At 69.7% G+C, this 25,975-nt stretch carries 23 protein-coding genes and 1 pseudogene; 14 read left to right on the top strand and 10 right to left on the bottom strand.

Going from position 1 to position 25,975, the window contains the following annotated elements:
• Positions 1-183: 183 nt before the first annotated feature.
• Positions 184-2,502 carry a DNA helicase PcrA gene (gene pcrA, locus IEZ09_RS32160; RefSeq protein ID WP_189257554.1) on the bottom strand — a complete coding sequence of 773 codons (2,319 nt, stop codon included), beginning with the start codon at positions 2,500-2,502 and terminating at the stop codon, positions 184-186.
• A 297-nt stretch (positions 2,503-2,799) separates the two neighbouring features.
• Between pcrA and IEZ09_RS48165 the strand changes: the two are divergent.
• A pseudogene (locus IEZ09_RS48165) lies at positions 2,800-3,072 on the top strand (chorismate mutase); the annotation flags it as partial.
• 19 nt (positions 3,073-3,091) lie between these two features.
• Here the strand turns inward: IEZ09_RS48165 and IEZ09_RS32150 are convergent.
• A complete protein-coding gene (locus IEZ09_RS32150) occupies positions 3,092-4,144 on the bottom strand; it encodes an arginase family protein (RefSeq protein WP_189257564.1) in 1,053 nt (350 codons plus the stop codon).
• Positions 4,145-4,214: 70 nt separating this feature from the next.
• On the opposite strand from IEZ09_RS32150, the gene IEZ09_RS32145 reads away from it, so the two are divergent.
• The 6 genes from IEZ09_RS32145 (at position 4,215) to IEZ09_RS32120 (ending at position 10,757) form a co-directional block, all read left to right on the top strand.
• Entirely contained in the window at positions 4,215-4,541 is a 327-nt protein-coding gene (locus IEZ09_RS32145; RefSeq protein ID WP_189257552.1) for a hypothetical protein, read from the top strand.
• Between the two features lie 104 nt (positions 4,542-4,645).
• The gene (locus IEZ09_RS32140; RefSeq protein ID WP_189257551.1) at positions 4,646-5,488 is read left to right on the top strand and encodes a hypothetical protein; all 843 of its coding nucleotides are present in this window, start codon (positions 4,646-4,648) and stop codon (positions 5,486-5,488) included.
• Positions 5,489-5,661: 173 nt separating this feature from the next.
• On the top strand, positions 5,662-6,477 hold the full coding sequence (locus IEZ09_RS32135; protein WP_189257550.1) for a hypothetical protein: 816 nt from the start codon (positions 5,662-5,664) through the stop codon (positions 6,475-6,477).
• A 167-nt stretch (positions 6,478-6,644) separates the two neighbouring features.
• Positions 6,645-7,544 carry a hypothetical protein gene (locus IEZ09_RS32130; protein ID WP_189257549.1) on the top strand — a complete coding sequence of 300 codons (900 nt, stop codon included), beginning with the start codon at positions 6,645-6,647 and terminating at the stop codon, positions 7,542-7,544.
• Between the two features lie 148 nt (positions 7,545-7,692).
• Entirely contained in the window at positions 7,693-9,018 is a 1,326-nt protein-coding gene (locus tag IEZ09_RS32125) for a serine/threonine-protein kinase (RefSeq protein ID WP_229813143.1), read from the top strand.
• Positions 9,019-9,203: 185 nt separating this feature from the next.
• A complete protein-coding gene (locus IEZ09_RS32120) occupies positions 9,204-10,757 on the top strand; it encodes a serine/threonine-protein kinase (RefSeq protein ID WP_370467761.1) in 1,554 nt (517 codons plus the stop codon).
• A gap of 7 nt (positions 10,758-10,764) precedes the next feature.
• Here the strand turns inward: IEZ09_RS32120 and IEZ09_RS32115 are convergent, their stop codons facing one another.
• Entirely contained in the window at positions 10,765-11,667 is a 903-nt protein-coding gene (locus IEZ09_RS32115) for a LysR family transcriptional regulator (RefSeq protein WP_189257547.1), read from the bottom strand.
• 81 nt (positions 11,668-11,748) lie between these two features.
• Here IEZ09_RS32115 and IEZ09_RS32110 point away from each other — a divergent pair, with 81 nt between their 5' ends.
• The 3 genes from IEZ09_RS32110 to IEZ09_RS32100 all read left to right on the top strand — a co-directional run bounded on the left by IEZ09_RS32110 (position 11,749) and on the right by IEZ09_RS32100 (position 14,659).
• Complete coding sequence (locus tag IEZ09_RS32110; RefSeq protein ID WP_229813142.1) at positions 11,749-12,675, top strand: DMT family transporter; 927 nt, start codon at positions 11,749-11,751, stop codon at positions 12,673-12,675.
• Positions 12,676-12,796: 121 nt separating this feature from the next.
• Entirely contained in the window at positions 12,797-13,216 is a 420-nt protein-coding gene (locus tag IEZ09_RS32105) for an SsgA family sporulation/cell division regulator (RefSeq protein WP_189257546.1), read from the top strand.
• Positions 13,217-13,375: 159 nt separating this feature from the next.
• A complete protein-coding gene (locus tag IEZ09_RS32100; protein ID WP_268247660.1) occupies positions 13,376-14,659 on the top strand; it encodes a serine/threonine-protein kinase in 1,284 nt (427 codons plus the stop codon).
• On the opposite strand, the gene IEZ09_RS32095 is transcribed toward IEZ09_RS32100, so the two are convergent.
• Genes IEZ09_RS32095 through IEZ09_RS32085 form a run of 3 tightly spaced genes read right to left on the bottom strand, consistent with a single transcriptional unit; the run spans position 14,643 to position 17,079 of the window.
• Positions 14,643-15,233 carry a phosphatase PAP2 family protein gene (locus IEZ09_RS32095; protein WP_301326022.1) on the bottom strand — a complete coding sequence of 197 codons (591 nt, stop codon included), beginning with the start codon at positions 15,231-15,233 and terminating at the stop codon, positions 14,643-14,645. The genes IEZ09_RS32100 and IEZ09_RS32095 overlap by 17 nt on opposite strands.
• A gap of 5 nt (positions 15,234-15,238) precedes the next feature.
• Positions 15,239-15,889 (bottom strand): response regulator, encoded by a 651-nt coding sequence (locus IEZ09_RS32090; RefSeq protein ID WP_189257545.1) that lies wholly within the window; start codon positions 15,887-15,889, stop codon positions 15,239-15,241.
• Positions 15,886-17,079, bottom strand: a complete 1,194-nt coding sequence (locus tag IEZ09_RS32085) for an ATP-binding protein (protein ID WP_189257544.1) — start codon at positions 17,077-17,079, stop codon at positions 15,886-15,888. The genes IEZ09_RS32090 and IEZ09_RS32085 overlap by 4 nt, the downstream gene beginning before the upstream one ends.
• Before the next feature lie 108 nt (positions 17,080-17,187).
• Between IEZ09_RS32085 and IEZ09_RS32080 the strand changes: the two genes are divergently transcribed.
• Both IEZ09_RS32080 and IEZ09_RS32075 read left to right on the top strand, forming a co-directional pair.
• Complete coding sequence (locus IEZ09_RS32080; protein WP_189257543.1) at positions 17,188-18,357, top strand: PspC domain-containing protein; 1,170 nt, start codon at positions 17,188-17,190, stop codon at positions 18,355-18,357.
• Complete coding sequence (locus IEZ09_RS32075; RefSeq protein WP_189257566.1) at positions 18,350-18,547, top strand: hypothetical protein; 198 nt, start codon at positions 18,350-18,352, stop codon at positions 18,545-18,547. The genes IEZ09_RS32080 and IEZ09_RS32075 overlap by 8 nt, the downstream gene beginning before the upstream one ends.
• 56 nt (positions 18,548-18,603) lie before the next feature.
• Here the strand turns inward: IEZ09_RS32075 and guaA are convergent, their stop codons facing one another.
• On the bottom strand, positions 18,604-20,163 hold the full coding sequence (gene guaA / locus IEZ09_RS32070) for a glutamine-hydrolyzing GMP synthase (protein WP_189257542.1): 1,560 nt from the start codon (positions 20,161-20,163) through the stop codon (positions 18,604-18,606).
• 19 nt (positions 20,164-20,182) lie between these two features.
• Between guaA and IEZ09_RS32065 the strand changes: the two genes are divergently transcribed.
• Together IEZ09_RS32065 and IEZ09_RS32060 are read left to right on the top strand one after the other, a co-directional pair.
• Positions 20,183-20,851, top strand: coding sequence for an aminoglycoside phosphotransferase family protein (locus IEZ09_RS32065; protein ID WP_229813141.1), 669 nt, complete (start codon positions 20,183-20,185; stop codon positions 20,849-20,851).
• A 10-nt stretch (positions 20,852-20,861) separates the two neighbouring features.
• On the top strand, positions 20,862-22,307 hold the full coding sequence (locus tag IEZ09_RS32060; protein ID WP_189257540.1) for an aldehyde dehydrogenase family protein: 1,446 nt from the start codon (positions 20,862-20,864) through the stop codon (positions 22,305-22,307).
• Between the two features lie 13 nt (positions 22,308-22,320).
• On the opposite strand, the gene IEZ09_RS32055 is transcribed toward IEZ09_RS32060, so the two are convergent.
• The 3 genes from IEZ09_RS32055 to IEZ09_RS32045 all read right to left on the bottom strand — a co-directional run bounded on the left by IEZ09_RS32055 (position 22,321) and on the right by IEZ09_RS32045 (position 25,963).
• On the bottom strand, positions 22,321-23,640 hold the full coding sequence (locus tag IEZ09_RS32055) for an FAD-binding oxidoreductase (protein ID WP_229813140.1): 1,320 nt from the start codon (positions 23,638-23,640) through the stop codon (positions 22,321-22,323).
• A 95-nt stretch (positions 23,641-23,735) separates the two neighbouring features.
• Positions 23,736-25,007 (bottom strand): FAD-dependent monooxygenase, encoded by a 1,272-nt coding sequence (locus IEZ09_RS32050; RefSeq protein WP_189257538.1) that lies wholly within the window; start codon positions 25,005-25,007, stop codon positions 23,736-23,738.
• Positions 25,004-25,963, bottom strand: coding sequence for an MBL fold metallo-hydrolase (locus tag IEZ09_RS32045; protein WP_189257537.1), 960 nt, complete (start codon positions 25,961-25,963; stop codon positions 25,004-25,006). Before IEZ09_RS32045 ends, IEZ09_RS32050 begins: the two co-directional genes overlap by 4 nt.
• Positions 25,964-25,975 lie beyond the last annotated feature (12 nt).

Below are 25,975 nucleotides of genomic sequence, written 5' to 3'. Positions count from 1 at the left end.
CCCACCCCACCAGCCCGGTATGCCAAGGACTGCTCGGCTGCGCCATCGCTTGGGGCTCGCCTGCGGCCTCGCCGCTCGGCTCCGCCATCGCGAGAGATCTGACTCCGGCGATGACGGCCATGCCCCGGCCACCAGCGCCAGAGGCTCGGGCGAGGGCTGGGCTCCGGCTCGGGCTGATGGCGGTTAGAGCTTGGTCATCGGGACGCTGCCGATCAGCATCAGGCGGACCGTGCCCGAGCCGCCGAAGTCGATCGTGGCTGTGGCTCGCAGGCCCGCGCCGTCCACTGCGACCACGCGGCCCAGGCCGTACTTGTCGTGGGTTACGCGGTCGCCCACTTCCAGCTTGAGGGCTGGGGCGTCCTTCCAGCCCGGCTTGCCTGGGGCTGGACGGGACAGGCCTCGGGAGGCTATGCCGCCGCTTGAGGAGGCTGAGCGGCCCCAGGTTGTGGCGGCGGTTGGGGCTGAGCGGGAGGGTTCCACTCGGCGCCAGTCGATCAGGTCTTGGGGGATTTCGCCCAGGAAGCGGGAGGCCGGGTTGGCTGAGGGCTGGCCCCAGGCCGAGCGGACCAGGGCCCTGGAGAGGTAGAGGCGGCGTTGGGCTCTGGTGATGCCCACGTAGGCCAGGCGGCGTTCTTCTGCCAGTTCGGCTGGGTCGCCCAGGGCTCGCATGTGGGGGAAGACGCCGTCTTCCCAGCCCGTGCAGAAGACGACCGGGTATTCCAGGCCCTTGGCCGTGTGGATGGTCATGAGGGTGACCACGCCGTCGGAGTCGGCGTCCGGGATCGAGTCGGCGTCGGCCACCAGGGAGACGCGTTCCAGGAAGGCCGGGAGGGACGGGACCGGGTCGGCGCCTTCCGGGAGTTCCAGTTCGGTGAACTCGCGGGCGACCGTGACCAGTTCGTTGAGGTTTTCGATCCTCGTGTGGTCCTGGGGGTCCTCGCTGGCTTCCAGTTCGGCTCGGTAGCCGGTTTTTTCGAGGACTGCCTCGAGGATGTCGGCCACGTCGTCTTCGCGTTCGACCATCTCGCCGAGTTGGTCCATGAGTTCCACGAAGCCCGCGATGGCGTTGCGGGAGCGCGGGTTCAGCATCGGGACGCGGTCTTCCACGGCTTCGCGGAGGGCGGCGGCGAAGCTGATGCGTTCGCGTTCGGCGTAGGCGGCCACGCAGGCTTCCGCTCGGTCGCCGATGCCTCGTTTCGGCACGTTCAGGATTCGGCGGAGGGAGACCGTGTCCTCCGGGTTGGCCAGGGTGCGCAGGTAGGCCAGGGCGTCGCGGACCTCGCGGCGCTCGTAGAAGCGGACGCCGCCGACCACCCGGTACGGGAGGCCCAGGCGGATGAAGATCTCCTCGAAGACGCGCGACTGGTTGTTGGTGCGGTAGAAGACGGCGATCTCGGAGTTGTTGACCTCGCCGCCGTCGACCAGGCGGTCGATCTCGTTGGCCACGAAGGCCGCTTCGTCGTGCTCGTTGTCGGCGACGTAGCCAACGATCTTCTCACCCTCGCCGAGGTCGGACCACAGGGTCTTGTCGCGGCGGTTCGGGTTGCGGGATATCACCGCGTTGGCGGCGGTGAGGATGTTCTGGGTGGAGCGGTAGTTCTGCTCCAGCAGGATCGTGGTGGCGTCCGGGTAGTCGCGCTCGAACTCCACGATGTTGCGGATCGTGGCGCCGCGGAAGGCGTAGATCGACTGGTCGGCGTCGCCCACCACGCACAGTTCGGCAGGGGGGATCTCGCCGCCCGTCTTGCCCACGAGCTCCCGCACGAGGGTGTATTGGGCGTGGTTGGTGTCCTGGTACTCGTCGACCAGGACGTGGCGGAAGCGGCGGCGGTAGTGCTCTGCCACGTCCGGGAACGTCTGGAGGAGTTCGACGGTCCTCATGATGAGGTCGTCGAAGTCGAGCGAGTTCGACTCGCGCAGGCGGCGCTGGTAGACCGTGTAGACCTCGGCCACGCGGCGTTCCAGGTCGTTGGTGGCCTGGGCGGTGGCGGTCTCCGGGTCGACGAGCTCGTTCTTGAGGTTCGAGATGTGCACGGCGAGGGTGCGGGCCGCGTACTTCTTCGGGTCGAGGTCGAGATCCCGGGCGACGAGGGTGATGAGCCGGCGCGTGTCGTCGCTGTCGTAGATCGAGAAGTTCGACGACATGCCCAGGGTCTTGGCCTCGCGGCGCATGACCCGCACGCACATCGAGTGGAACGTCGACACCCACATCGAGCGGGCGCGGGCGCCCACCATGTCGGCGACGCGCTCCTTCATCTCCGCGGCGGCCTTGTTCGTGAACGTGATGGCCATGATCTGGCCGGGGTGCACGTCGCGTTCCGCGAGCAGGTAGGCGATCCGCCTGGTGAGGACGCGCGTCTTGCCGGAGCCGGCGCCCGCCACCACGAGCAGGGGCGAGCCGGCGTGCTCCACGGCACGGCGCTGCGCGGGGTTCAGGTCGTCGAGCAGGTGGCCCGCGCGGGAAACGGGGGGACTTGAGGGCAAGTCGAACAAGGCGCTCATCGTCCATCCACGGTACCGGGCGGCACCGACAAATCAGGTACCGCCCGACCATGTGTTCGATCGGAGCTCCCTTGCTGGGACTTCCCACCTGGTGAGCCCTCTCACCGCGCGGGCTTGGCAGCGGCGAGCGGTTCTGTGCAACACTGCATTCGTGCGCGCGACGTTCTTCGAGTTTTTCTACGGGATCCGGACTCCGGCTCCCGTGGTCGTCTAGCGCTCAACAAGCCACCACGAAGCCCCGGAGTCCTCGGACCCCGGGGCTTCGTTCGCTTCCGGGCCAGGACTCGAAGAGTCGAGAGGTCACCAACGATGGACACCACCACCACCGCGCCCGACATCAACGAGCTGCGCCAGGAGATCGACCACCTGGACGCCGAGATACTGCGGCTCATCCAGCGCCGCGTCGAGGTTTCCAAGATCATCGGCGCGGCACGGATGGCAGCCGGTGGGACGAAGATCGTGCACAACCGCGAGATCGACGTCCTCAACCGCTACAAGCCGCTCGGTCCCGAGGGCAAGGACCTCGCGCTGATCCTGCTCAAGATGGGCCGCGGCCCGCTCGGCAGGTAGGAAGCCCACCGGCCCGGCGTCACAGCACGCCGGGCCAAAAAGGCTTCAGGGCGGCGCGAACGCGCTCGAAGTCCGCGTCCACGAGCTGGGAGTCGTCCGGCACGTAGGCCAGCGGGTCCTCGAGCAACGGCTCCGGCAGCCGCAGCAGGCCCTCCACCAGCGAGTGCAGGCACAACGCGGAGTACCCGCGCAGGTAGCCGCCCTCCTGGGTGAGCACCACGCGCGTCCCGAACGACGCCACCCGGCGCCCGATCTCGCGATAGCCGGTCCCGGTCAGGTTGTGCCGGCCGTTGGGGTCGAACGCCGACCCGTCGAACCCCGACGCGCACACCAGCAGGTCCGGTGCGAACTCGCGCAGCAGCGGGAAGGCGATCTCGTCGAACGCGCGCAGGTACGCCGTGTCACCCGCGCCCAGAGACAGCTCGATGTTCACGTTCCGCCCGTCAGCGCCCACCTCCGACGGCGCACCCGTCTGCGGATGGTTGGTGCCCCACGAGCCGTGCCGCATGTGCAGGGAGATGGTCAGCACGTCCGGACGGTCGTAGAAGACCTCCTGCGTGCCGTTGCCGTGGTGCACGTCCCAGTCCAGCACCGCGACCCGCATCCCTTGGCGCCGCGCGGTTTCCGCCACGAGCGCCGCGTTGTTGACGAAGCAGTAGCCGTCCGCCATGCCCGGCTGCGCGTGGTGCCCCGGCGGGCGCACGAGCGCGTACGCCAGCGATGCGCCGGATTCCAGTGCCGCCAGCGAAGTCCCCGCCGCCGCGCACGCCGCACGCCACGTCTCGGGCCCCACGACTGTGTTCACTTCCAGCGCCACACGCGTGGAGACGCGCAACGAGTCCAAGTACGAAGCCGAGTGCACGCGCAGAAGCTCGTCGACGGACGCATGCCGTCCCTCATGCCACTTGAGGTGCGAAGCCACCGGGCCGTGCGTCAGCGCGTGCCGGAACGTGCGCAGCCGCGCCGCGTTCTCCGGGTGCGGCTCGGCGACGTCCAGCCACGGCCACGAACCGGGCAGCTCCCACAGGCCCTCACCGGCGTCGTGCTCGAGGCAGTCGTCGTGCCAGAACATGTCCACCCGAACCGGATATCAGGGCGATCACGGATGGTCCACCGAAAAAATTCGGGGGCACACTGGACGCATGGGCATCATCGCCGCACTGATCGCCATCGCAGGCCTGCTCGCCGCCTTGGCGCACGACGCTTACCTGGCCATGCTCGGTTCGGCCGCGAACAAGAAGGGCCTCGCCGGCGCGCCCGTCGCGCAGTTCGTCCGCACCCGGTGGAAGACCGCGATCCTGACGACCGCGGGCGCGGCGATCGGCCTGCTCATCACGGGCGGCGAGTCAACCGCCGCTGACGTGATCGGCGCCCTGATCGCGGGTGGCAGCGGTCTCGCGGCCGTCAACGGCGTGCAGCGGACGCACAAGCAGTTGAACAGCGGTCAAGCCCAACTGCCTCCGCGGTAGGAATTTCACACAATCGAGTGTCACTCGTCCTGAAACCCCCCTTTTGGTTGGTTCGGTGCGTCCGTACGGCCCTACCCTGATTCCGTCGCAGAGGGGTGTCGGGGATGGACGAACAGCCGGGCAAACATCGTCTCGACGACGGTGTGGCGCCACCAGCGCCACGTCCCGTCGTCGGGGGCGACCGCATCCCGCTGCCCCGCCGCCGCCAGATCGACCCGCTCCAGGACACCGACGGCCTGCGCAAGTTCAACATCGGCCTGGTGCCCGCCTCGGTCACGCCGCCGCGCACCTGGAAGCGCGCGGCCTGGTTCGCCGTCGTCTCGTCGGTGCTCGTGCTGGTCGGGCTGAGCGTCGCCGCCGCCAAGCTGGTCGGCGGTGGCGGTGAGGTCGAGACGATCGGGCTGCCCGGTTATCCGTCGGACGTCCCGCTGATCTCCACGCTGCCCACCGGTGGCACCAGCCCGTCGGCCACCAGCGCCAGGCCGACGGCCGCGAACACCGGCAGGGGCGCGCCCGTGCCGGGCACCGGTGCCAGCAGCGCGCCGGGTGGCGGCGACAAGGGCTCGGCCACCAACACCAAGCCGTCCGGGTCGGCGCCCGTGATCACGACCGTGCCGGTCACCAACACACCGGTCGTCGACGGCTCCAAGATCGCCCAGCAGACCGAGCACTTCTACCGGGAGATGGCGACGAACGCGGACACAGCGCTCGCCATGACCACGGACACCGTGCGCTCGAACGCCGGTGCGCTGCTCGAGGGCCGGCTCGCCGACATCTCGCTGATCGAGGTCAAGGAGATCGTCGTCGACCCGAGCAAGGGCCTCACCGTCAGCCTGCTGCAGGTGACGAAGAAGGACGGCACGGTGAGCACCGAGAAGCGCGAGCTCAGCTTCACGCTCGGCGACCTTCCCCTGATCAACGGGGAACGGTTGAAGCTCGGCGGCTGAAGCGGCTAAAGGTCACGCCCTGAGTTACCGACCGTAGTAAGTAGCACCATCGAGCGAATCCCGAGCACCGCTGAACGCCACGGACGGATGAAGTCCACCGAGATGCTGGCGTCGTCACGCGTAGCCACGGTACGTCTTCTGGTGACCACGGACAGTACGGGAGGACCAGGCCAGTGCAGCGTCCCGCGACGACCGGGCGGAGGCACACCCGCGCCGGCTCGATCAGCGTGGCTGAGCTGATCAAGCAGCAGCCGAGCCCGATCCGCATTCCGTCGAACGAGGAAGCCGCCACCGACGCTCTCGTCACGTCGCTGCTCGGCCCGACCGAGAACATGACGGCGACCACGGCCACCATCCCCGTCGTCTCCGGCCGTCGCCGCCGCCTCCGCAAGAGCCGCGCCGCCAAGGCCGCCGGGCTGCTGACCGGCGCGGTCGTGCTGGTCTCCGCCGTCGCGGGCGCGGCGATCCTCGCGGGCAAGCGACCGGCGAACACCGGCGTCCCGATCACCGAACGTCCTGTCGCGCTGTCCGGCGCGAGCGCGCTGCGCCCCGACGTCCTGTCGGCCCAGCTGCCGAACGAGCACAAGCCGCTGCAGACCGCCGCCGACACCCCGTTGCCGCAGCCGTCCGCACTGCTGCTCCAGACGCCGGAACCGACCACGCCCGAAGTCTCGATCGGCCCTCAGCCGCAGGTCGACGTGGTGCGCCGGTTCTACGAGCTGCTCACCACCAAGCCGAACTCCGCGGCCAAGCTGCTGTCGCCGGATCTGGTCGGCTCCAACCCCAAGGAGTTCGTCGAGTCCTGGGGGCTCATCAAGACCGTCAACGTCGACCAGACCTCGCTCCGGCCGGACGGGTCAGTGCTCGCGGTGGTGTCGATGCAGGAGCTCGACGGCAGCTGGCTGCGCATCGAGCAGCTCTTCTGGCTGACCGACACGACCCAGCCGCGGATCATCGGCACCGAGGTCCTTTCGGCGCAACGGAGTTAGGCCGCACCCAACTGGGTATCGCCGTTCGCAGTCGAACGGTGACCGCTCGTCGCGAAAACCTGGTTTCGGACGTGAAAATTCCCCCGAAGGGGTTACATCTCGGGTCACGATTCGGTATCCATGTTCCCGCCAGTGCGCAGACGCGAACTTGGAAGGGTGAACGAGCGGTGTCGATTGAGGACCATCGTCGGCGGCTGAACGGATCGGCGGAGTCGACCGGCCAGCTGTCCGTCGCCGAGTTGATCGCCCGCCGCGAGGCGGAGACCGTGCAGTTCCCGGTGATCACCGACGACATCACCCCCGAGATGTTCCACGAGCCCGACGAGCCGACGATCAAGTTCAAGTCGGTCAAGTCACCCGGCAGCAAGCCCAAGAAGCAGCCCATGAAGGAGCTGCACATCACGGAGCTGCTGCGCCGTGAGGGTCGCGCGGACGACACGCAGCGCGGCGGCTTCACCGTCGGCAAGCTGGCCGTCGCGGCCAGCGGTGGCGTGGTCCTCTGCGGATCCGTCGCCTTCGCCGCCTCCTCGTGGCTCTCCCCGACCGACGAGCGCCCGCTCGCCGAGGTCCGGTTCGACGAGCGCGCCCAGGCCCGTGGCGCCAGCGCCGGCACCGAGGGCGTCGTGAAGCTGCCCTCGAACAAGCCGCAGCAGGACGACGCCACCGAACCGCAGTCGGCTGACCCGACGACGGATCCGACGCCGCGCGTCGCCCCGTACGTCCAGCAGCAGCAACAGCAGCGTCCGACGCAGCAGACGCAGACCCAGCAGACGCCGACGCAGCAGCCGACCTCCGAGGCGCCGACGGCCAGCACGCCGTCGTCGTCCACACCGTCGACCACGACGCCCAGCCAGCCGAGCACGACGCCGTCGAGCAACTCGCCCGCTCCGCCGCCGAGCTCGTCCTCGACGCAGCCGAGCAACAGCACGGCGCCCAGCACGTCGAACCCGCTGCCCACGCCGTCCAACCCGGTCGACGTCAGCGTGGACCTCGGCCTTCTCGACCCGGTGCTGAACACCGTCGGCGACGCCGTGGGCGGTTTCGACTTCTTCGCTCCGGCGAAGTGAGGCACAACCGGTAGCTCCAGCGCCGTCCACGGCAGGGGTACCCTGTGCGGGCATTCCGGACGACCGCTGACTACCGCACGAGGAGCACGAGCGTGGGACCTGCTGCCGCAGCCGCAGTCACGCTGTCCTGCACCGGCCGGGTGGTCGCGTGACGACGTCCGACGCCACCGACGGCCGCCTGGTCGCCGACCGCTACCGCTTCCTCGACCGCATCGGCTCCGGCGCGATGGGCATCGTCTGGCGCGCCCACGACGAACGCCTCGGCCGCGAGGTCGCGATCAAGCAGCTGCTGCTGGCCCCCGGCCTGGACGAGGCCGAGCAGGACGAGGCCATCCAGCGCGCCATGCGCGAGGGCCGCATCGCCGCCAAGCTGCACCACCCGAACGCCATCGCCGTGTACGACGTCGTCGAGGAAGACGGCGTCCCGTGCCTGGTCATGGAGTACCTGCCGTCCTACAGCCTCGCCGACGCGCTGGCCGAGGGCGGCCCGATGGACCCGGTCGAGGTCGCCCACATCGGAGCCCAGTGCGCGGCCGCGCTCGCCGCCGCCCACGCGGCGGGCATCGTGCACCGCGACATCAAGCCCGGCAACGTGCTGATCGCCGAGAACGGCGTCGTCAAGATCACCGACTTCGGCATCTCGCGGGCCTCGGACGACATCACCGTCACCAAGACCGGCCTGATCGCCGGCACGCCCGCGTACCTCGCGCCGGAGATCGCACGGGGCCAGGACCCGACGCCCGCCTCCGACGTCTACTCGCTCGGTTCGACGCTGTTCGCCGCGATGGAGGGCGAGCCGCCCTATGGAGTGAGCGAGAACACTCTCGGTGTTCTGCACGCCGTCGCGGCCGGGCGGATCAACCCGCCGACCGTCGACCACCCCCTCGCCGACACGCTGCTGTACCTGCTGAACTACGAGCCGGACGACCGGCCCACGATGTCGCAGGCGCGTGAGCTGCTCACGGCGGTCGCCAACGGGCGGTCGCCGTCGTTCACCGGGCTGCCGGTGCCCGCCGGGCCGGAGGCGACGACGACGGTCGTGGAGCCCGACAGGACCCGCGTGGTTCGTCCGGTGGCTCGGACGGCGCCTCCCCGCACGGCGCCGCCGATGGTGCCCGCCGGCAAGCAGCAGGACAACCGGCCGCTGGTGATCGCCGCTGTCGTGCTGGCGTTGTTGCTGGTCATCGGTGGCCTGCTGGTCGCGCTGGGCGTGTTCAACAAGGAGCGCGAGACGCCGTCGGCACCCCCGGTCTCCTCGTCCCAGGTGGTGCCGACGACGACTTCTGTCGCAGAGGTGACGACCACCACCCCCGAGGCAACGACCACGCGCGAAACGACGTCTAGCACTACGACGACTACAACTACGACGACCACCACGACTACGACCACGACGACTACGACGACGACCACAACCACGACGCCGAAGCCGTCGTCCAACGCGACGACGACAACCACCACGGCCCAAGCGGGCTAAGCGCCGTTCTGTCGTTGTTATCTCGTAAGGTGGGTACCCGCACCGTTGGAGTGATCTGAACCCGATGGTGTGATCAGCCGTTGAACAGAGAGCAAGTGACCGCACAGCGGGGAGCAACTGTGACCGACGATGGCCGATTGGTCGCTGGTCGCTACCGATTGAGCCAGCGGATCGGTAGTGGCGCCATGGGCGTCGTCTGGACGGCACACGACGAACGCCTGCACCGCACCGTCGCGGTCAAGCAACTGCTCTTGCAGCCCGGACTCGCCGAGGCCGACACGGACGAGGCGAAGAGACGGGCCATGCGAGAGGGCCGCATCGCGGCGCGGCTCCAGCACCCGCACGCGGTCGCTGTCTACGACGTGGCGGAGGACGACGGCCAGCCGTGGCTGGTGATGGAGTACCTGCCGTCCAAGAGCCTCTCGGCGGTCCTGTCCGAACGCGGCACGCTCCCGCCGCGCGACGTGGCGTCGATCGGCATGCAGGTCGCGTCCGCGCTGGCAGCCGCGCACAACGCGGGCATCGTGCACCGCGACATCAAGCCCGGCAACGTCCTGCTCGGCGACGACGGCACCGTCAAGATCACCGACTTCGGCATCTCCCGCGCGACCGGCGACGTCACCGTCACCGCGACGGGCATGCTCGCCGGCACCCCCGCCTACCTCGCCCCCGAGGTCGCCAAGGGCTACGACCCCGGCTCGCCGTCCGACGTCTTCTCCCTGGGTTCGACGCTGTACGCCGCGATCGAGGGCGAGCCGCCGTTCGGCCTGAGCGAGAACACCATCGCGCTGCTGCACAAGGTCGCCTCCGGCAAGGTCAACCCGCCGCGCAACGCCGGCCCGCTGACCGCGCTGCTGATGCGCCTGCTGCGCGCCGAGCCGGAAGACCGCCCGACCATGGCCGAGGCCCGCGACGCGCTCGCCGCCGTCGCGAACGGTCAGGCCACCCCCGCCTTCACCCCGGCGGTGGTCGCCCCCACGCACCCGCCGTCGTGGCGCGGTGCCCCCGTCCAGCAGCAGCCGCAGCAGCAGGCCGCCACGCGGGCGCTCACGCCCCAGCAGCCGGCGCCTCCCGCGGCCACGCGCGTGGACCTGCACACGCCTCCGCGGGCCATGCCGACGCAGCAGCCGCCGTCGAACCACCGCCCGGCCGCCGCGCCGCAGTACTCGCAGCGCCCCAAGCCGTCACCGCTGTCGTCGGTGGCGAAGAGCAAGAAGTCGACGGTCTTCACCGCGCTCGCCATCGTGGCCGCCGCGGCGATCGGCATCATGTTCGCGAGCATGATCTCGAACAACAGCGACAACGGCGGCAGGGACAACAACGCGGGCGGCAACACCCAGGTCCAGCAGACGCAGGACAGCACGCAGCCGTCGACGCCGTCGAAGTCGTCCGGCAAGGCAGGTCAGTGGACCGACACGCCGACCGACGACGACAAGAAGGGCCTGCTGGAGGACTACTTCCAGACGGCGCCCGACAAGCCGGACGAGGCGTGGCAGATGGGCAACGCCAACTTCCAGGGCCAGTACCCCGGCGGCCTCGACGGGTTCAAGACCTTCTGGGGCGGCATCAAGAAGGTCAAGGTCACCAGCGTCGAGGAGCGGCAGCCCTACTACTTCGTGGTCAGCCTCGACGTCACGAAGAAGGACGGCACGAAGTCGTCGATCCAGCGCCAGGTGTCGCTGGAGTGGCGGTCGCCGAACTTCCTGCTGAGCTACGACAAGCCGTTCGGCAGCGCCTGAGCGCGGGTCAGGAGGCCCGCGCGGCCTTCTCCAGCGCTTCGGCGAGAGCCACCACGGCGGGGTTCCACGCGGCTTCCTCGCGGTACACGACGTGGATGTGCCGCACCGGCTCGGGATTGCGCACCTTGCGCAGGACGACACCCGGATGCGCATATCCCAGCCCGAGCCGCGGAATGATCGTGACGCCCAGCCCGGCGGCCACGAAGCCCTGCGCCGTCGCGTAGTCGTCGCTCTCCACGACGACCTTCGGTGTGAAGCCGGCACCCGCGCAGGCGTTCACCACCAGGTCCTTGCACGGTCCCGTCGCGCCGAAGTCCGCGAAGATCCACGGCTCCTCCGCCAGTTCGCCGAGGTCGATCACGCGCTTGCGGGACAGCGCGTGGCCGCGGGGCAGGACGGCGAAGAACGGGTCGGCGAGCAGGTGCCGCGCGACCATGCCGGCGGGCGCGGGCTCTTCCGGCTCCAGCACGGTGATCGCGACGTCGGCGCGGCCGGCGGCCAGCTCCTCGAACGGGTCGGTGGGCTCGGTGAGCTTCAGGTCCAGCTCCACACCCGAACGCTCGGCGAGGAACTGGGCCACCGCGGGCGGCACCAGTGCCGCGCCGGCCGTGGCGAAGTAGCGGACGCGCAGAGTGCCCGCGCAGCCCTGGCGCAACGCCGTCAGGGCGCTCTCGGCCTCGGCGAGCTGCTCGGCCACGCGTGCGGCGTGCTCGGTGAGGAGGCGACCGGCGGCGGTCGGGCGGACCCCGCGGCCCACGCGCTCCAGCAGCGGGAGACCCGCCTGCTTCTCGAGGCCCGCGACCTGCTGCGAAATGGCGGACGGGGTGTAGCCGAGGTTCGTCGCGGCCGCGGTGATGGAACCCGTGGTCACGACCGCTCTGAGCACCTGCATGCGTCGCACGTCCAGCATGGCCCAACCTTACAGATCTGCTTAAAGGTTCTCCACAACAATTAAATTGTATTTACGGGTCCCAGCACGCATGGTTGACATGTGAACCAGCGCGGAACGTTGATCAGGATGGGCGTGCTCGCCCTGCTGTGGGGATCCAGCTTTCTGTGGATGAAGCTCGCGCTCGGCAGCCTCGCTCCCCTGCAGATCTCACTCGTGCGGACGTTCTTCGGGGCGGCCGTGCTGTTCGTCGTGCTCGCCACGGCGAAGATGACGCTGCCGCGTGACCGGCGGGTCTGGGGTCACATGCTCTTCGTGGCGCTGTTCGGCAGCGCCATCCCGTTCACGCTCTTCGCATTCGGCGGCCAGACCGTCGACTCAGGCGTGTCCGGCGTGCTCAACTCGACGACACCGCTGTTCGCGCTGGCCATCGGGCTGGTGCTGGGCACGGAGAAGTTCAGCAACCTGGTCCGCATGCTCGGTCTCGGCACCGGCTTCGCCGGCGTGCTGCTGATCTTCGCGCCGTGGCAGTCGGCCAACAGCATCGCGAGCTGGGGCGCCGTGCTGTGCCTCCTGGGCGCCGCGAGCTACGCCGTCGGCTACTCCTACGCCGGCCGCAAGCTGGTCAACACCGGCGCGACCTCCACGCAGCTGGCCGCCATGCAGCTGACCACCGCGATGGGGATGCTGATCCTCGCGCTGCCGTTCGGGGGCCTGCAGCCGCTGCACCTGCACTGGGTCGGCGTCGTCGCGGTGATGATCCTGGGCGTCTTCGGCACCGGCGTGGCGTTCATCCTGAACTACCGCGTCATCGCGGACGAGGGCGCCACCACGGCAACTACGGTCGGTTACCTGTTGCCGGTGGTCTCGGTACTCCTCGGAGCGATCTTCCTCGGCGAGCAACTCAACGCGAGGGTCGTCGCGGGCATGGTCGTGGTGCTGCTGGGCGTCGCGCTGACCCGCAGGCAGCCCGTCTCGGCAGGTCAGAACGTCTCACCAAACGAGACACGCGACCTGGTCAAACGCTGAACGGTGAGACGCGCGTCTCCCCCAATTGGATGGTTCCGAAACGAATCGCGTCCTTATCCAGCCGGTTGGCCGTCTCCTCTTTGTGAGCGGACATGGAGACCAGCCTGGGAAGGACATCGACATGAACAACGAGAACCTGAAGGTCACCACCCGGACGACTTTTCAGCTGCTGGCCCCCGGCGCGGCTCCCGCGCCGGTCGAGGCCGAGCTGGTCTACGACCCGGAGGACCCGTACGCGGTCGCCGTCGTGTTCCACACGGGCTCGGGCCGCGTCGAGTGGATGTTCGCCCGCGACCTGCTGGCCGACGGTCTGCTGACCCCGTCCGGTGAGGGCGACATCCTGGTCCGCCCGGCGTCCGACGACCCGGAGCGCGTCCTGGTCGAGCTGAACGCGCCGACCGGGTTCGCCATCCTGAGCGCGGTGGCCGAGGACGTGGCGGCGTTCCTGGACAGCTCCTACGACGTCGTCCAGCCGGGCGAGGAGGACCTGTGGATCGACTTCGACCGCGAGCTGCAGAAGCTCGTGTCGACGATCGACTAGTTCCGCTCGGTTCAGGTGGTCTGACGGGCGCGGGAGACCACCACACGTTTCGGCGTCGTGGGCAGCGACGACGGAAGACCAAGTCCCCACCGGTGGTTTGCACCACCCCGTGAGCGTGATCCGCGAATGCCGGTCTCGGTGATTGATTAGTCTCGTGGTGTGACAACCACCATCGGGGGCCGCTACACGCTGCTCGAGCGCGTCGGCAGCGGAGCGATGGGAGTGGTCTGGCGGGCCAGGGACGAGGTGCTGGCGCGCGAGGTCGCGGTCAAGCAGCTCATCACCGGTGACCACCAGCGGGCCATGCGCGAGGCGCGCAACGCCGCCCGGCTGCACCACCCGCACGCGATCGCCGTGTTCGACGTCGTCGGCACGGACGGCGAAGAGCCGTGGATCGTCATGGAGTACCTGCCGTCGCACAGCCTGTCGGCGCTCATCGCCGAGAGGGGCCCGCTCAAGCCGGCCCACGCGGCGAGCATCGGCGCCAAGGTCGCCTCGGCGCTGGCCGCGGCGCACGCGGCGGGCATCGTCCACCGCGACATCAAGCCCGGCAACGTCCTGATCGGCCACGACGGCACGGTCAAGATCACGGACTTCGGCATCTCCAAGGCCAGCGGTGACGGCACGATGACCGACACCGGCATGATCTCCGGCACCCCCGCCTACCTCGCACCCGAGGTGGCCCGCGGCGAGCAGCCCGACCAGGCGTCCGACGTGTTCTCGCTCGGCGCCACGATCTACACGGCCATCGAGGGCGAGTCGGTCTTCGGGCCCAGCGAGAACAGCTTCGGCCTCATCTACCGGGCCGCCAGCGGGCAGCTCCGGGACGCCAAGAACGCCGGCGAGCTCACGCCCCTGCTGAACCGCCTGCTGGCCGTGAACGCCAAGGACCGGCCCACGGCGCAGGAGGCCGCGGACCTGCTGGCCGCCGAGCCGCAGCCGTCCCAGCCGCTGCCCATCCCCGAACCACGCCGGTTCAAGGCACCGAACCGGCGGATCCTGGTGATCCTCTCCGTCATCGCGGTGCTCGCGATCGGCGGTGGCGCGGCAGCCGCGTACTGGGGCGGTACCAAGGACACGCCGATCAGCCAGAGCAGCTTCCCCACGCAGGAGAAGTCCCGCGTCTTCTCGGCGGACGAGGCCATCGTGTTCGTCAAGCAGCACTACGGCCAGCTGCCGCACGGTGCCGCCGAGGCGTGGCAGAACTTCTGGGACCGGCAGCGCGAGCCGCAGGCCGACTTCGTGAAGCGGTGGAAGGGCTACAGCTCGGTCGAGTGCTCGGTGCTGACCGCCCAGGTCCACTCGAACGGCCCCAACTGGGTCGTGCCGGCGAGCCTCACCCTGGTCACCGACCTGGGCAAGCAGCGGACCATCGGCGTCGAGGTCACGATCGCCGCGGTCAAGGACGAGATGAAGATCGTCAGCATCACAGAGACAGGCTGAGCAGCCAGAAGCTGCCGCCGCCCACGAACACGCCCATCGCCGTCCCCGCCAGCACCTGTGCCGTGGTGTGGTCACCGAGCTCAACGCGCGACCACGACACCAACGCCGCCGGCAGCGCGACCACCAGCAGCCACGGGCCGTAGACGATCGCCAGCGTCACCACGGCGGCCCACGCCACCGCGGCGTGCAGCGAGATCTTCCACTTCAGTCCGAACGTGATCGCCATGCTGACGATCAGCGAGGCGAACATGCTGCCGGCCAGCGCGAGCATGCTCGACGGCGCGCCGCCCAGGACCGTGATCACCGTGCCCGCCGCCAGCGACGCACCGGCGGTCACCAAAGGCACCAACCGGCCCTCGCGGTTCGTCACGTGGTGGCCGTCCCATCGGCCCTTGCGCGCGCCACGGACGATGACGGCCATCGGGATGACGGACGCCGTCACGGCGACCACGAACCCCCACAGCAGCGTCTTCCACACACCTTCGGAAGCCGCGGCCACCGCGAACGGCAACAAGATCACCCAGACCCACGGCGCGAGCACCTCGGTCGCGCCGCGGGCGACCTTTTTGATCAAATCCCTCAGACCAGTCTGCGATCTGTGGCCCAGCGGGAGAGCTCGTACCGGTTGGAGAGCTGGGTCTTCCGCAGGACGCTCGACACGTGCGTCTCCACCGTCTTCACGCTGATGAACAGCTCGGACGCGATCTCCTTGTAAGCGTAGCCACGGGCGAGCAGCCGCAGGACGTCCCGTTCGCGCGGGGTCAGCAGGTCGAGCTCGGGGTCGCTGATCGGCGCGGCACCCGGCCGGTCGGCGAACGCGTCCAGCACGAACCCGGCGAGCCTCGGTGAGAACACGGCATCGCCCTCACTGACCCGCACGACCGCCCTGACCAGCTCCTGGCTGGAGATCGTCTTGGTGACGTAGCCGCGGGCACCGGCGCGGATGACGTTGATGACGTCCTCCGCCGCGTCGGACACCGACAGCGCGAGGAACGTGACCTCGGGGATCTTGGTCCGGACCTGCCGCAGCACCTCGGCGCCGCCGCCGTCGGGCATGTGCACGTCCAGCAGCACCACGTCCGGCTTGTGGTGCGCGATCCCCGCCACCGCCTCGCCGACGCTGCCCGCCTCGCCGACCACCTCCACCTCGTCGGTGATGGTGTCGAGCTCGGCCCGCACCCCCGCGCGGAACAACGCGTGGTCGTCCACCAGGAACACCCTCACGCTCACGTCCTGGCCTCCGTCTTCCTCGGCATCTCGAGCTGCACCTCGGTCCCCTCACCGGGCGCGGTGCGCAGCCGCACCTGTCCGCCGTGCCGGTCCATCCTCCCCCGGATGCTGCCCGACAGGCCATGCCGGTCCTCCGGCACCGCGTCGGGGTCGAAGCCCTTGCCGCGGTCGCGCACGAACACCGTCACCTTGTCCGGTTCGATCTCGGCGTACACGCTCACCTCGGCGACGCCCGCGTGCTTGGCCGCGTTGACCACCGCCTCCTTCGAGGCCTGGATCAACGCGAACATCCCGTCCTCCAGCTCGCAGTCGCCGACCACGACCTGGGACACGGCGATCGCGAAGTCGTCCTCCACCTCCGCGCACGTCTGGGCGATGGCGACGCTCATGGTCGTCGGCTGCTCGCCCACCTCGCGGCCGTAGAGCCAGCTGCGCAGCTCGCGTTCCTGGCTGCGGGCCAGGCGCTTCACCTCGCGCGACGACTCGGACTGCTTCTGGATGAGCGCAAGCGTTTGCAGCACGGAGTCGTGCAGGTGGGCGGCGATCTCGGCGCGTTCCTCGGTGCGGATGCGCGCCCGGCGTTCCGTGTCGAGGTCGCGGACCAGCCGCATCCACAACGGCACGGTCAGCACCGCGACACCGGCCAGCGTGGCGATCACGGAGAGCATGACGGTCGAGAGGTTCTGCACGGAGTCGTTGACCACGAGGAACGCGGCGACCCCCGCCACGACCAGCGCGCCTCCCGCCACCGTCCGCACGATCCCCGTCTTCCCCTGCGCGAGCGCCCCGTCCTTCCAGCGCCGCCGCTGTGCCTCGTCCGCCTCGCGCCACACGACGGCGGCGCCCACGAGTGCCACGGCGATCGGACCGGTGATCCACCCGCTCGCCCCGGTGCCGATCAGCCCGGTGAACACCGCGACGCCGATGCCGAGAGCGGCGAGACCGACGGCCTGCTGCCACTCCTTGCGATCCTTGTCGGTCTCCGGTTCCGCCACCGTCGACTGCGGGACGAACATCCAGAGCAGCGCGTAGGCGATGATCCCGACCCCGCTCAGCGCGGCGAACACGGCGAAGACCGCGCGCACCCAGAAGACGGGTGCGCCGAGGTGGTCAGCCAGTCCGCTCGCGACGCCCGCGACCACCCGGCCGGTGCGTCGACGGCGCATCGGCTCGATCTGTGCACTCACCATCCGATCGTCACACGTCCCGGCGAGTTGTTCATCAGGGATGACCCCGGTTCCGCGAATCAGGGCTGGTCCCTGATGTGGTTCCAGGCGTGACAGCGCAACCTTGTCACCGTGAGCGGGACTGAGAAGGCAGTGCAGGGCGTGGCGGACACGCTCAGGGAGTTCTGGGCCCACCGGCCGGTGCGGCCCCGCGCTGGGCGCAAGCTCGGCGGCGTCGCCACCGGGATCGCGTTGCGGTACCAGATCGACCCGGTGATCGTGCGGATCGCGTTCGTCGCGCTCGCGTTGTCGGGCGGTGTCGGCCTGCCGATGTACCTGGCGGGCTGGCTGCTGCTGCCGGAGGAGGGCGACGAGGTCTCCCCGCTGGAAGCCCTGGTCAACAAGGGCCGCAGCTCGATGTCCCAGGCGCAGACGGTCGGGCTGGGGATCCTGATGTTCCCCGCGCTCGCGTTCACGTTCGGCAGCGGCGGGTTCCAGGTCTTCATGACGCTGGCCGCGTCGGTCGCCTGCATCTACCTGCTGCAGAAGAACCGCGGGCACCTGGCACCGGCCACGCTCGCCGAACCCCCGCCCGTCCCGCCGGTGCCGGGAGCGCCGGCGTGGGACCCGCTCGGCGCCGCTCCGTTCGCGTGGGACCTGCCGGAACCGGCTCCGAAGCCGCAGCCGCCCGCACCTCGTCCGCGCAGGCCGCGGGTCGCGGCGGCGACGCTGGGTGTGGCGACGATGGTCCTCGCGGGGTCCGCGATCGCCGGGATCTGGGCGCCGTGGTTCACGGCCCCGCACGTCATCGGCCTGCTGATCGCGGTGCTGGCGGCCGGTCTGGTGATCGGGTCGTTCGTCGACGCCGGCCGCGGCCTGATCTGGCTGCTGATCCCGTTGTCCGTGGTGGGTTTCGGCATGACGACGATCAGCTTCGACGGCCCCGACGACTTCGGCGACGTCAGGGACACGCCGAAGACCGTTGCCGAGGTGAAGGACAAGTACGAGATCAGCGTGGGCAGCGTGAACCTCGACCTGCGGGAGCTTCCGGACTCCGGCTCGGTGAAGACCGCGGTCGAGGCGAACCTCGGCGAACTCGTCGTGCACGTGCCGAAGAACGCCGACGTGACGTTCAAGTGCGAGGCGTCGTCCATCGGTGAGCTCAACTGCCTCGGCAAGCGCGCGGACGGCGGCACCGTGGAGGTCAGCGGCACCGATCTCGGCGAGAACGGCGAGGGCGGCTTGAAGATCGACCTGGACGTTCTGACGAACGTCGGAGAGGTGAAGGTGCTCCGTGACTGACCAGCAGCCGGTGATGCGCAGGAGGATCGACCCGCTGAGCCTGCTCTTCGGACTCGGTGGCGGGCTGATGGCGGCCTACGTGCTGACCAACGGGACGTTCTGGTTCGACTTCAGGTGGGCGCTGGGAGGAACGGCCATCGTGGTCGGCTTGGTCCTGCTGACCAACTCGCTACGCCGCAAGTCCCGCTAGTTCACGATGAACGGCGCATTTGTTCACCTGAGGTGGACAAATGCGCCGTTCATCGTTTACTCCCACTCGATGGTGCCCGGGGGCTTTGAGGTCACGTCGAGGACTACGCGGTTGACCTCCGCCACCTCGTTGGTGATGCGGGTGGAGATGCGTTCGAGCACCTCGTAGGGCAGGCGCGTCCAGTCGGCGGTCATGGCGTCTTCGGAGGAGACGGGACGCAGCACGATCGGGTGGCCGTAGGTGCGGCCGTCACCCTGGACGCCGACGCTGCGGACGTCCGCGAGCAGCACGACCGGGCACTGCCAGATCTGCCGGTCGAGGCCCGCGGCGGTGAGCTCCTCGCGCGCGATGGCGTCGGCCTGGCGCAGCGTGTCGAGGCGGTCCTGGGTGACCTCGCCGATGATCCGGATGCCGAGGCCGGGACCGGGGAACGGCTGGCGCTGCACGATCGTCTCCGGCAGGCCCAGCTCGGTGCCGACGCGGCGCACCTCGTCCTTGAACAGCGCGCGTAGCGGCTCGACCAGCTCGAACTGCAGGTCGTCCGGCAGGCCGCCGACGTTGTGGTGCGACTTGATGTTCGCGGTGCCCGCGCCGCCGCCGGACTCGACGACGTCCGGGTAGAGCGTGCCCTGCACCAGGAAGCGGTAGTCGCCCTCGGCCTTGAGGTCGCGCTCGGCCTGCTCGAACACGCGGATGAACTCGCGGCCGATGATCTTGCGCTTCTCCTCCGGGTCCGTGACGCCGGCCAGCGCGTTCAGGAAGCGTTCGCGCGCGTCGACCGTGATCAGGTTGACCCCGGTCGCGGCCACGTAGTCGCGCTCGACCTGGGCGCGCTCACCGGCACGCAGCAGGCCGTGGTCGACGAAGACGCAGGTGAGGCGGTCACCGATGGCGCGCTGGACGAGAGCGGCGGCCACAGCGGAGTCGACGCCGCCGGACAGGGCGCAGATCGCCTTGCCGTCACCGATCTGCTCGCGGATGCGGGCGACCTGCTCGTCCACGATGGACGAGGTCGTCCACTGCGGACGGATGCCCGCGATGTCGTGCAGGAACCGGCGCAGCACCTCCTGGCCGTGCGGCGAGTGGTGCACCTCCGGGTGGTACTGCACACCGGCGAAGCGGCGTTCGGTGTCCTCGAACGCGGCGACCGGGGCGCCCTCGCTGGTCGCGGTGACGGTGAAGCCCTCCGGCGCCTTGGTGACGGCGTCGCCGTGGCTCATCCACACGGGGTGGTGGCCGGGCAGCTCCTCGTGCAGCGCGCCGCCCTCACCGGTGACGCCGAGCTCGGTGCGGCCGTACTCGCGGGTGCCCGTCTGCTCCACCGCGCCGCCGAGTGCGCGCGCCATGGCCTGGAAGCCGTAGCAGATGCCGAACACCGGCACGCCGGTCTCGAACAGCTTCGGGTCGACCTGCGGCGCGCCCTCTTCGTAGACGCTCGACGGGCCACCGGACAGCACGATGGCCAGGGGGTTGCGGTCGAGGATCTCGCTCACGGTCGCGGTGTGCGGGACCACCTCGGAGTAGACCTGCGCCTCCCGCACGCGGCGGGCGATCAGCTGCGCGTACTGGGCGCCGAAGTCGACGACGAGAACAGGGCGGTTGCTGGTGTCGGACACGTCGCCAAGGATGTCATGCGTGGACGGGGAGCTGCTGACCGGTGGCGGGCTGAACCAGGTGTTCAGGGTGGGTGACGCGGTGCGCAGGCCGGCCGGTCCGTGGGCGCCGAGGGTGCACGAGTTGTTGCGGCACTTGGCACCTCTGGGGATCGCGCCGGTTCCGCTCGGGCTGGACGGCGAGCACGAGCTGCTCAGCTACCTGCCCGGTGACGTTGGCCACGTGTTCCCGTCCGACGACGCCTCGTTGATCGAATCGGCGCGGATGCTGCGCGAACTCCACGACGCGACGGTGCCGCTCGTCGATCGGCTCGACGGGTGGCAGCATCCCGCCAGGGAGCCGGTCGAGGTCGTCCTGCACGGCGATTTCGCCCCGTACAACACCGTCTACCGAGACGGCGTGCCCGTGGGCGTCTTCGACTTCGACTCGGCGCATCCCGGGCCGCGCTGGTGGGACGTCAGCTGGGCGATCATCCAGTTCGTGTTCGGGCTGCCTGACGAGCGCAAACGCCGTGCCCTGCTGTTCTGCGAGACCTACGGGTGCGAGTACGACGACGAACACGTCCTCACACGACTGGAGGACGCTGTTCGGCTGATCAGGGAGCATCCGGCGTTCGTGAAGCAACGCGCTGAACGCCACGACGACTACTACGAAGGTCTCATCAGGTACGTGCAGGCCAATAGGGCCTAACGTGAAGCCCATGGACGCGTTCACGCCGCAACCCAGGCCGTGCTGGATCGCCGGCCGCCCCGAGCAGGGCGAGCAGGCGTTAGAGGTCTTCCACCCGTTCGACGGCACCGAGGTCGCCTCAGTCGCCGTACCGGGCGCAGAGCAGATCGAGCGCGCGGTGGCGGCGGCCGCGGCGGTCGCGAAACAGTTCCGGCGAACACCCGCGCACGTGCGCGCCGAAGCGTTGCTGCAGGTCTCGCGCGCGCTGGCCGAGCGCGCCGAGGAGATCGCCGAGACGATCACCGCCGAGAACGGCAAGCCGCTCAAGTGGGCCGAGATCGAGGTGTCGCGCGCGGTCAACACGTTCCGGTTCGCCGCGGAGGAGGCACGCCGCTTCACCGGTGGGCTGCAGCGGCTCGATACCGACCCGAACGGCGTCGGGCGGATGGCGATCGTGCGGCACGTCCCGCGCGGGCCGGTGCTCGCGGTGGCGCCGTTCAACTTCCCGCTGAACCTGGTGGCGCACAAGGTCGCGCCGGCGCTCGCGGTGGGTGCACCGGTGATCGTGAAGCCCGCGTCGGCCACGCCTCTGTCGGCTCTGCTACTGGGCGAGATCCTCGCCGAGACCGACCTGCCGGAAGGCGTGTTCTCGGTCCTTCCCGTGCGCGGCAAGGACATGGACGCGCTGGTGAAGGACGAACGGCTGCCGGTCATCTCGTTCACCGGCTCCACGAAGGTCGGCTGGTCGCTGATGGAAGCCGCGCCGCGCAAGCACGTCGTGATGGAGCTGGGCTCCAACGCGGCCGCGATCGTCTGTCCTGACTGGACGGACCTGGACCACGCCGCGCAGCGCATCGCGACGTTCGGCAACTACCAGGCCGGGCAGTCGTGCATCGCGGTGCAGCGGGTGATCGTGGACCGCTCGGTCGCCGACGCGTTCGTGCCGAAGCTCGTGGAAGCCGTGGGAGCACTGAAGACCGGCGACCCGCACGACCCCGAGGTCGAGGTCGGCCCGTTGATCGACGAGGACAACGCCCGCCGCGTCGAGGAGTGGGTCAACATGGCCGCCGACGCGGGCGCGCGGGTGTTGCTCGGCGGCAAGCGGACCGGGTCGACCGTCGAGCCGACCGTGGTGGCGGACGTGCCGTTCAGCGCCAAGCTGTGGACCGAGGAGATCTTCGGACCGGTGCTCGTGGTGTCGGTCGTCGACGGCGTCGAGGAGGCGTTCGCACAGGCCAACGACACCAAGTACGGGCTGCAGGCCGGTGTGTTCACCCGTGACGTGCAGGTGGCGTTCGAGGCCGCGGCTGAGCTCGAGGTCGGTGGTGTGATCATCGGTGACGTGCCGTCCTACCGCGCCGACCAGATGCCCTACGGCGGTGTGAAGGGCTCGGGTACCGGGCGCGAGGGCGTCCGGTCGGCGATGGAGGACTTCACCGAGGAACGGGTGACCGTGTTGACCGGAATTCAGATCTAGGCCTGGAATCCCGCTATAGCCCCTGCGGGAAAGCCAGCACGCGGTCCGGGTCGTACCGTCGCGCGACTCGCCTGAGCCGTGCGAGGTTGCGGCCGTAGTAGGCGGTCGGCCAGTCGGGCATCTCCGGGTCGATGTAGTTCACGTATCCGGTGGTGCCCGTGCCGAGCCCGTCCCGCACGGCCGCGACCACCCGCCGCGTCTCCGCCTCGGTCCTGTCGTTCGCCCCGAAGAAGATCTGGGCGCTGGCCGTGGCGTCACGGTGCGGGAACGCCGTGGCGTCCGCCGGAACCCGCCCGAGCGCACCACCGAACGAGTCGAACAGGATCGCGCCGTCGTGCTGGTCGTGCAGCAGGTCGACGACCCGCGAGCCGGGAACGTGGTGGCGAAGCATGCGCGACGACGCCACGAACGGGAAGCCCGGACCCGGCCCGCCCGCGTAGTACCGCATCGCCTCCAGGTAGCCCATCTCCTGCACCTCGCGCTCCGCGGGCGGCATCCGGTCCAGCAGCGGCAGCAGGTTCTTCTTCGGGCCGACGTACACGCCGCCGACCCTCGAGGTCGACGCGGGGCCCGCCTCGACGGTGCATCCCGACCACAGCTCGTCCGGTGCCTGCGCCATCCACTCCTGCCAGGCGTCGAACACGTCCGCCGACGCACCGGCCGGGTAGCGGAGGCTGAACACGGTCAGGTCCGGCGCCGGATCGGTGCGGAAGGTGAACTGCGTGACGATGCCGAAGTTGCCGCCGCCACCACCGCGCAACGCCCAGTAGAGGTCTGGTTCCTCGTGCGCGGACACCGTGCGCAGGCAGCCGTCCGGGGTCACGATCCTGGCGCTCACCAGGTGGTCGCAGGTGAGGCCGTACTTGCGGCCGATCACGCTGATGCCGCCGCCGAGCGCGAGCCCGCCGATGCCGACCGTCTGGCACGTTCCGGCCGGCAGGGCCCGGCCCGCTCCACCGACGGCCTCGTAGACGGGCAGCAGCCGAGCACCGGCGCCCACGCGTGCGCGGTTGCCCGCGACTTCCACCGCCGACATCCCGGCGAGGTCGACGACCAGGCCGTTCTCCGGCAGCGAATAGCCCGCGTAGCTGTGCCTGCCGCTGCGCGCCGCGACCGGGACGCGTTCGTGCGAGGCGAAGTCCAGACACGCCTGCACGTCCTCCGGCCGCACGCACCTGGCGATCGCGGCAGGCCTGCGCTGCGCGTAGATCGTGTTCCACGGCACCCTGAGCTCGTCGTAGCCGGGATCCTGCGGCAGCACGAGCCGGTCGCCGAGCCGTGTGCGCAGCTTCGCCCAGTTCGGCTCGGCGGCTGCGGCTGTCGCGGTGCCCATTCCCAAGCCTGCGACAGCGAGTGCGGTCCCCTGCAAGAAAGTTCGCCTGTTTACCCCCATGACGGGAACACGCCCGGCACCGGTCGCCGGTTGCCCTACCAGCCGAGAGCTCGCCGTTTCACCTGATCGTCGCAACGGTGTGCGGCCACGTGCCCGTCCGGTCTGATCAGCCAGCCGTTCCTCGTGGTGAAGCCCGGTCCCGCGGTGCGGGAGTGCGGGACGAGTTCGCCGCCGTCCGTGGTGAGCGGGGAGTTCTCGTAGGCGAACGGGGTGAAGAGCTTGCCGGAGTCGATGCCTTCGCCGGTCTCCAGCGCTTTCTCGCGGTGTGCGCGCTCTTCTTCGTTGCCCGGCACCAGGAACCGCATGGTGTCGCCGGTGATGCGGAGGTTCTCGTCGGCGGCCTGTCCGCGCTCGACGTCGTAGGAGTCGAGGAGATGCGGACCCGCCTCGCCGGCGCGGTCGGCGGCGATCTTCCACGCCGCGTTGTCGGCGTCGCAGATCCCCGAGTTCAGGCCGCGGGCGCCGAACGGGCTCATGACGTGCGCGGCGTCGCCCGCGAGCAGGATCCTGCCCTTGCGGAACGTCCTCGCGCGGCGCTGGTGGAAGCGGTAGGTCGACTGCCAGACCACCTCGTACGGCTTGTCGCCGACGATCGCGCGGATGTGGTCGTCGGTGAGCTCGACGTCCTCCGGGACCTGCCAGTCGATCCGCCAGACACCCTTCGGTTGCGGGTGCAGGAGGACCTGGCTGGGTTGAATACCTTTCTGGCCAGGGTTCCACGGCGGGTCGAAGTAGAAGCGGCGCTCCGGCGTCTCGAAGTCCAGGTCGACGCGGACGTCGGCGATGATGAACCTGTCGTCGAACGAGAAGCCGTCGAACGGGATGTCCAGGAGCTGGCGCACCGTCGAGTGCACGCCGTCGGCGGCGATGCAGTGCGTCGCCCTGATTCCGTCCTCTGTGGACACTCCCTCGTCGTCCTGGGCCAGGCCCCGCAGCGCGTGGCCGTAGCGGAGTTCGATCAGCGGCTCGGCGCGGACGCGTTCCTCCAGCAGCTGCTCGACGACGGTCTGCGGGGTGTTCACGAACGGCGGGAAGCCCTCGGCCTCCGGGAAGGTCAGCGTCAGCACCTCGCGGTCGCGGTGGTAGGTGCGGCCGGTGTACCAGGTGACGCCCGCGTCGGCGACGGCCTGGCCGACGCCGATCCTTTCGAGGATCTCCAGGACGTCGCGCTGCACGCAGATCGAGCGGCTGCCCTGCCGGCCGCGCTGCTCCGCCTTCTCCAGGACGACGCTCGGGACGCCGGCTCTCGCGAGGAACAGCGCGGCGGTGAGCCCGACCGGCCCGGCGCCGACGATCAGGACACTCATTGCAGGGCGTCCCAGACGGCGCGGTCACGTTCGGCGGTCCAGATCTCCGGCCAGTCCTTGCCGTCGCACTCGTCCCAGTAGCGCTTCACGTCGAACGGCAGGCAGTGCTCGAAGATCGGCCACCGCCCGTACCGCGGTTCGAGCGTCTTGTGCGCCAGCTCGAAGGCCTGTTTGAGCGTGCCGCCCTCGGCGTGGACCCCACCGACGGTGCGGCGCAGCTCGTTGAGGAAGTGCCTGCTCTGGTTGATGGCAGCCTCGACCTCGATGCGGTCGCGGGCCACCTTGCCACGTCCGCCGACGAGAACCTCCGCACCCAGGTCCTCGATCTCGTCCAAAGTGGACGTCGCCCACTCGTCGTGGAAGGCGTCGCCGGTGTAGAGCGCGGCCTGCGACTCCACCAGGTCGCCGGCGAAGAGGATGCGCTGCTGCGGCAGCCACGCCACGATGTCGCCCGCCGTGTGCCCGCGCCCGAGGTGCTGGAGCACGAGATCGCCGCGCTCGTCGCCGAGCGGGATCGTCATGCGGTCGGAGAACGTGAGCGTCGGCCAGGTCAGGCCGGGGATCTCCTCGGGCTTCTCGAAGAGCCGCGGCATGCGGCCGTACTCGCTCTCCCAGTCCTGCTGCCCGCGTTCGGCGATCAGCACCCGCGTCATCTCGTGCGCGACGATCTCCTGGGCGTCGAACGCGCTGGCGCCGAGCGTGCGGACGGCGTGGTAGTGGCTGAGCACGAGGTAGCGGACTGGCTTCTGCGTGTGTTTCCTGAGCTGCGCGAGCCACCTGCGCGCGGCCGCGGGTGTGGCGCGCGCTTCGAAGCAGATGAGGAAGTCCTCGGCCTCGATGGCTCCGACGTTGGGGTCGCCTTCGGCGGTCAGGGTGTAGACGCCCTCGGCGAGCTCGACGAACACCTCGTCCTTCGGGGCGAGGTCAGCGCTGGAAGCGAACGGCTTTTTGGCCATGCTTCCACCGTG

Origin of the sequence: Lentzea flava, assembly GCF_014648475.1 — a bacterium.
In the GTDB taxonomy this organism is placed as follows: domain Bacteria; phylum Actinomycetota; class Actinomycetes; order Mycobacteriales; family Pseudonocardiaceae; genus Lentzea; species Lentzea flava.
This window is presented reverse-complemented; position numbering and strand designations above follow the sequence as displayed.

Bases quoted from the DNA above. Each gene is read 5' to 3' on its own strand.
- IEZ09_RS32115 (WP_189257547.1), bottom strand. From the start codon at position 11,667: ATGCTGGACGTGCGACGCATGCAGGTGCTCAGAGCGGTCGTGACCACG.
- pcrA (WP_189257554.1), bottom strand. From the start codon at position 2,502: ATGAGCGCCTTGTTCGACTTGCCCTCAAGTCCCCCCGTTTCCCGCGCG.
- IEZ09_RS32145 (WP_189257552.1), top strand. From the start codon at position 4,215: ATGGGCATCATCGCCGCACTGATCGCCATCGCAGGCCTGCTCGCCGCC.
- IEZ09_RS32055 (WP_229813140.1), bottom strand. From the start codon at position 23,640: ATGGGCACCGCGACAGCCGCAGCCGCCGAGCCGAACTGGGCGAAGCTG.
- IEZ09_RS32050 (WP_189257538.1), bottom strand. From the start codon at position 25,007: ATGAGTGTCCTGATCGTCGGCGCCGGGCCGGTCGGGCTCACCGCCGCG.
- IEZ09_RS32105 (WP_189257546.1), top strand. From the start codon at position 12,797: ATGAACAACGAGAACCTGAAGGTCACCACCCGGACGACTTTTCAGCTG.
- IEZ09_RS32140 (WP_189257551.1), top strand. From the start codon at position 4,646: ATGGACGAACAGCCGGGCAAACATCGTCTCGACGACGGTGTGGCGCCA.
- IEZ09_RS32045 (WP_189257537.1), bottom strand. From the start codon at position 25,963: ATGGCCAAAAAGCCGTTCGCTTCCAGCGCTGACCTCGCCCCGAAGGAC.
- IEZ09_RS32120 (WP_370467761.1), top strand. From the start codon at position 9,204: ATGGGCGTCGTCTGGACGGCACACGACGAACGCCTGCACCGCACCGTC.
- IEZ09_RS32085 (WP_189257544.1), bottom strand. From the start codon at position 17,079: ATGGTGAGTGCACAGATCGAGCCGATGCGCCGTCGACGCACCGGCCGG.
- IEZ09_RS32150 (WP_189257564.1), bottom strand. From the start codon at position 4,144: ATGTTCTGGCACGACGACTGCCTCGAGCACGACGCCGGTGAGGGCCTG.
- IEZ09_RS32060 (WP_189257540.1), top strand. From the start codon at position 20,862: ATGGACGCGTTCACGCCGCAACCCAGGCCGTGCTGGATCGCCGGCCGC.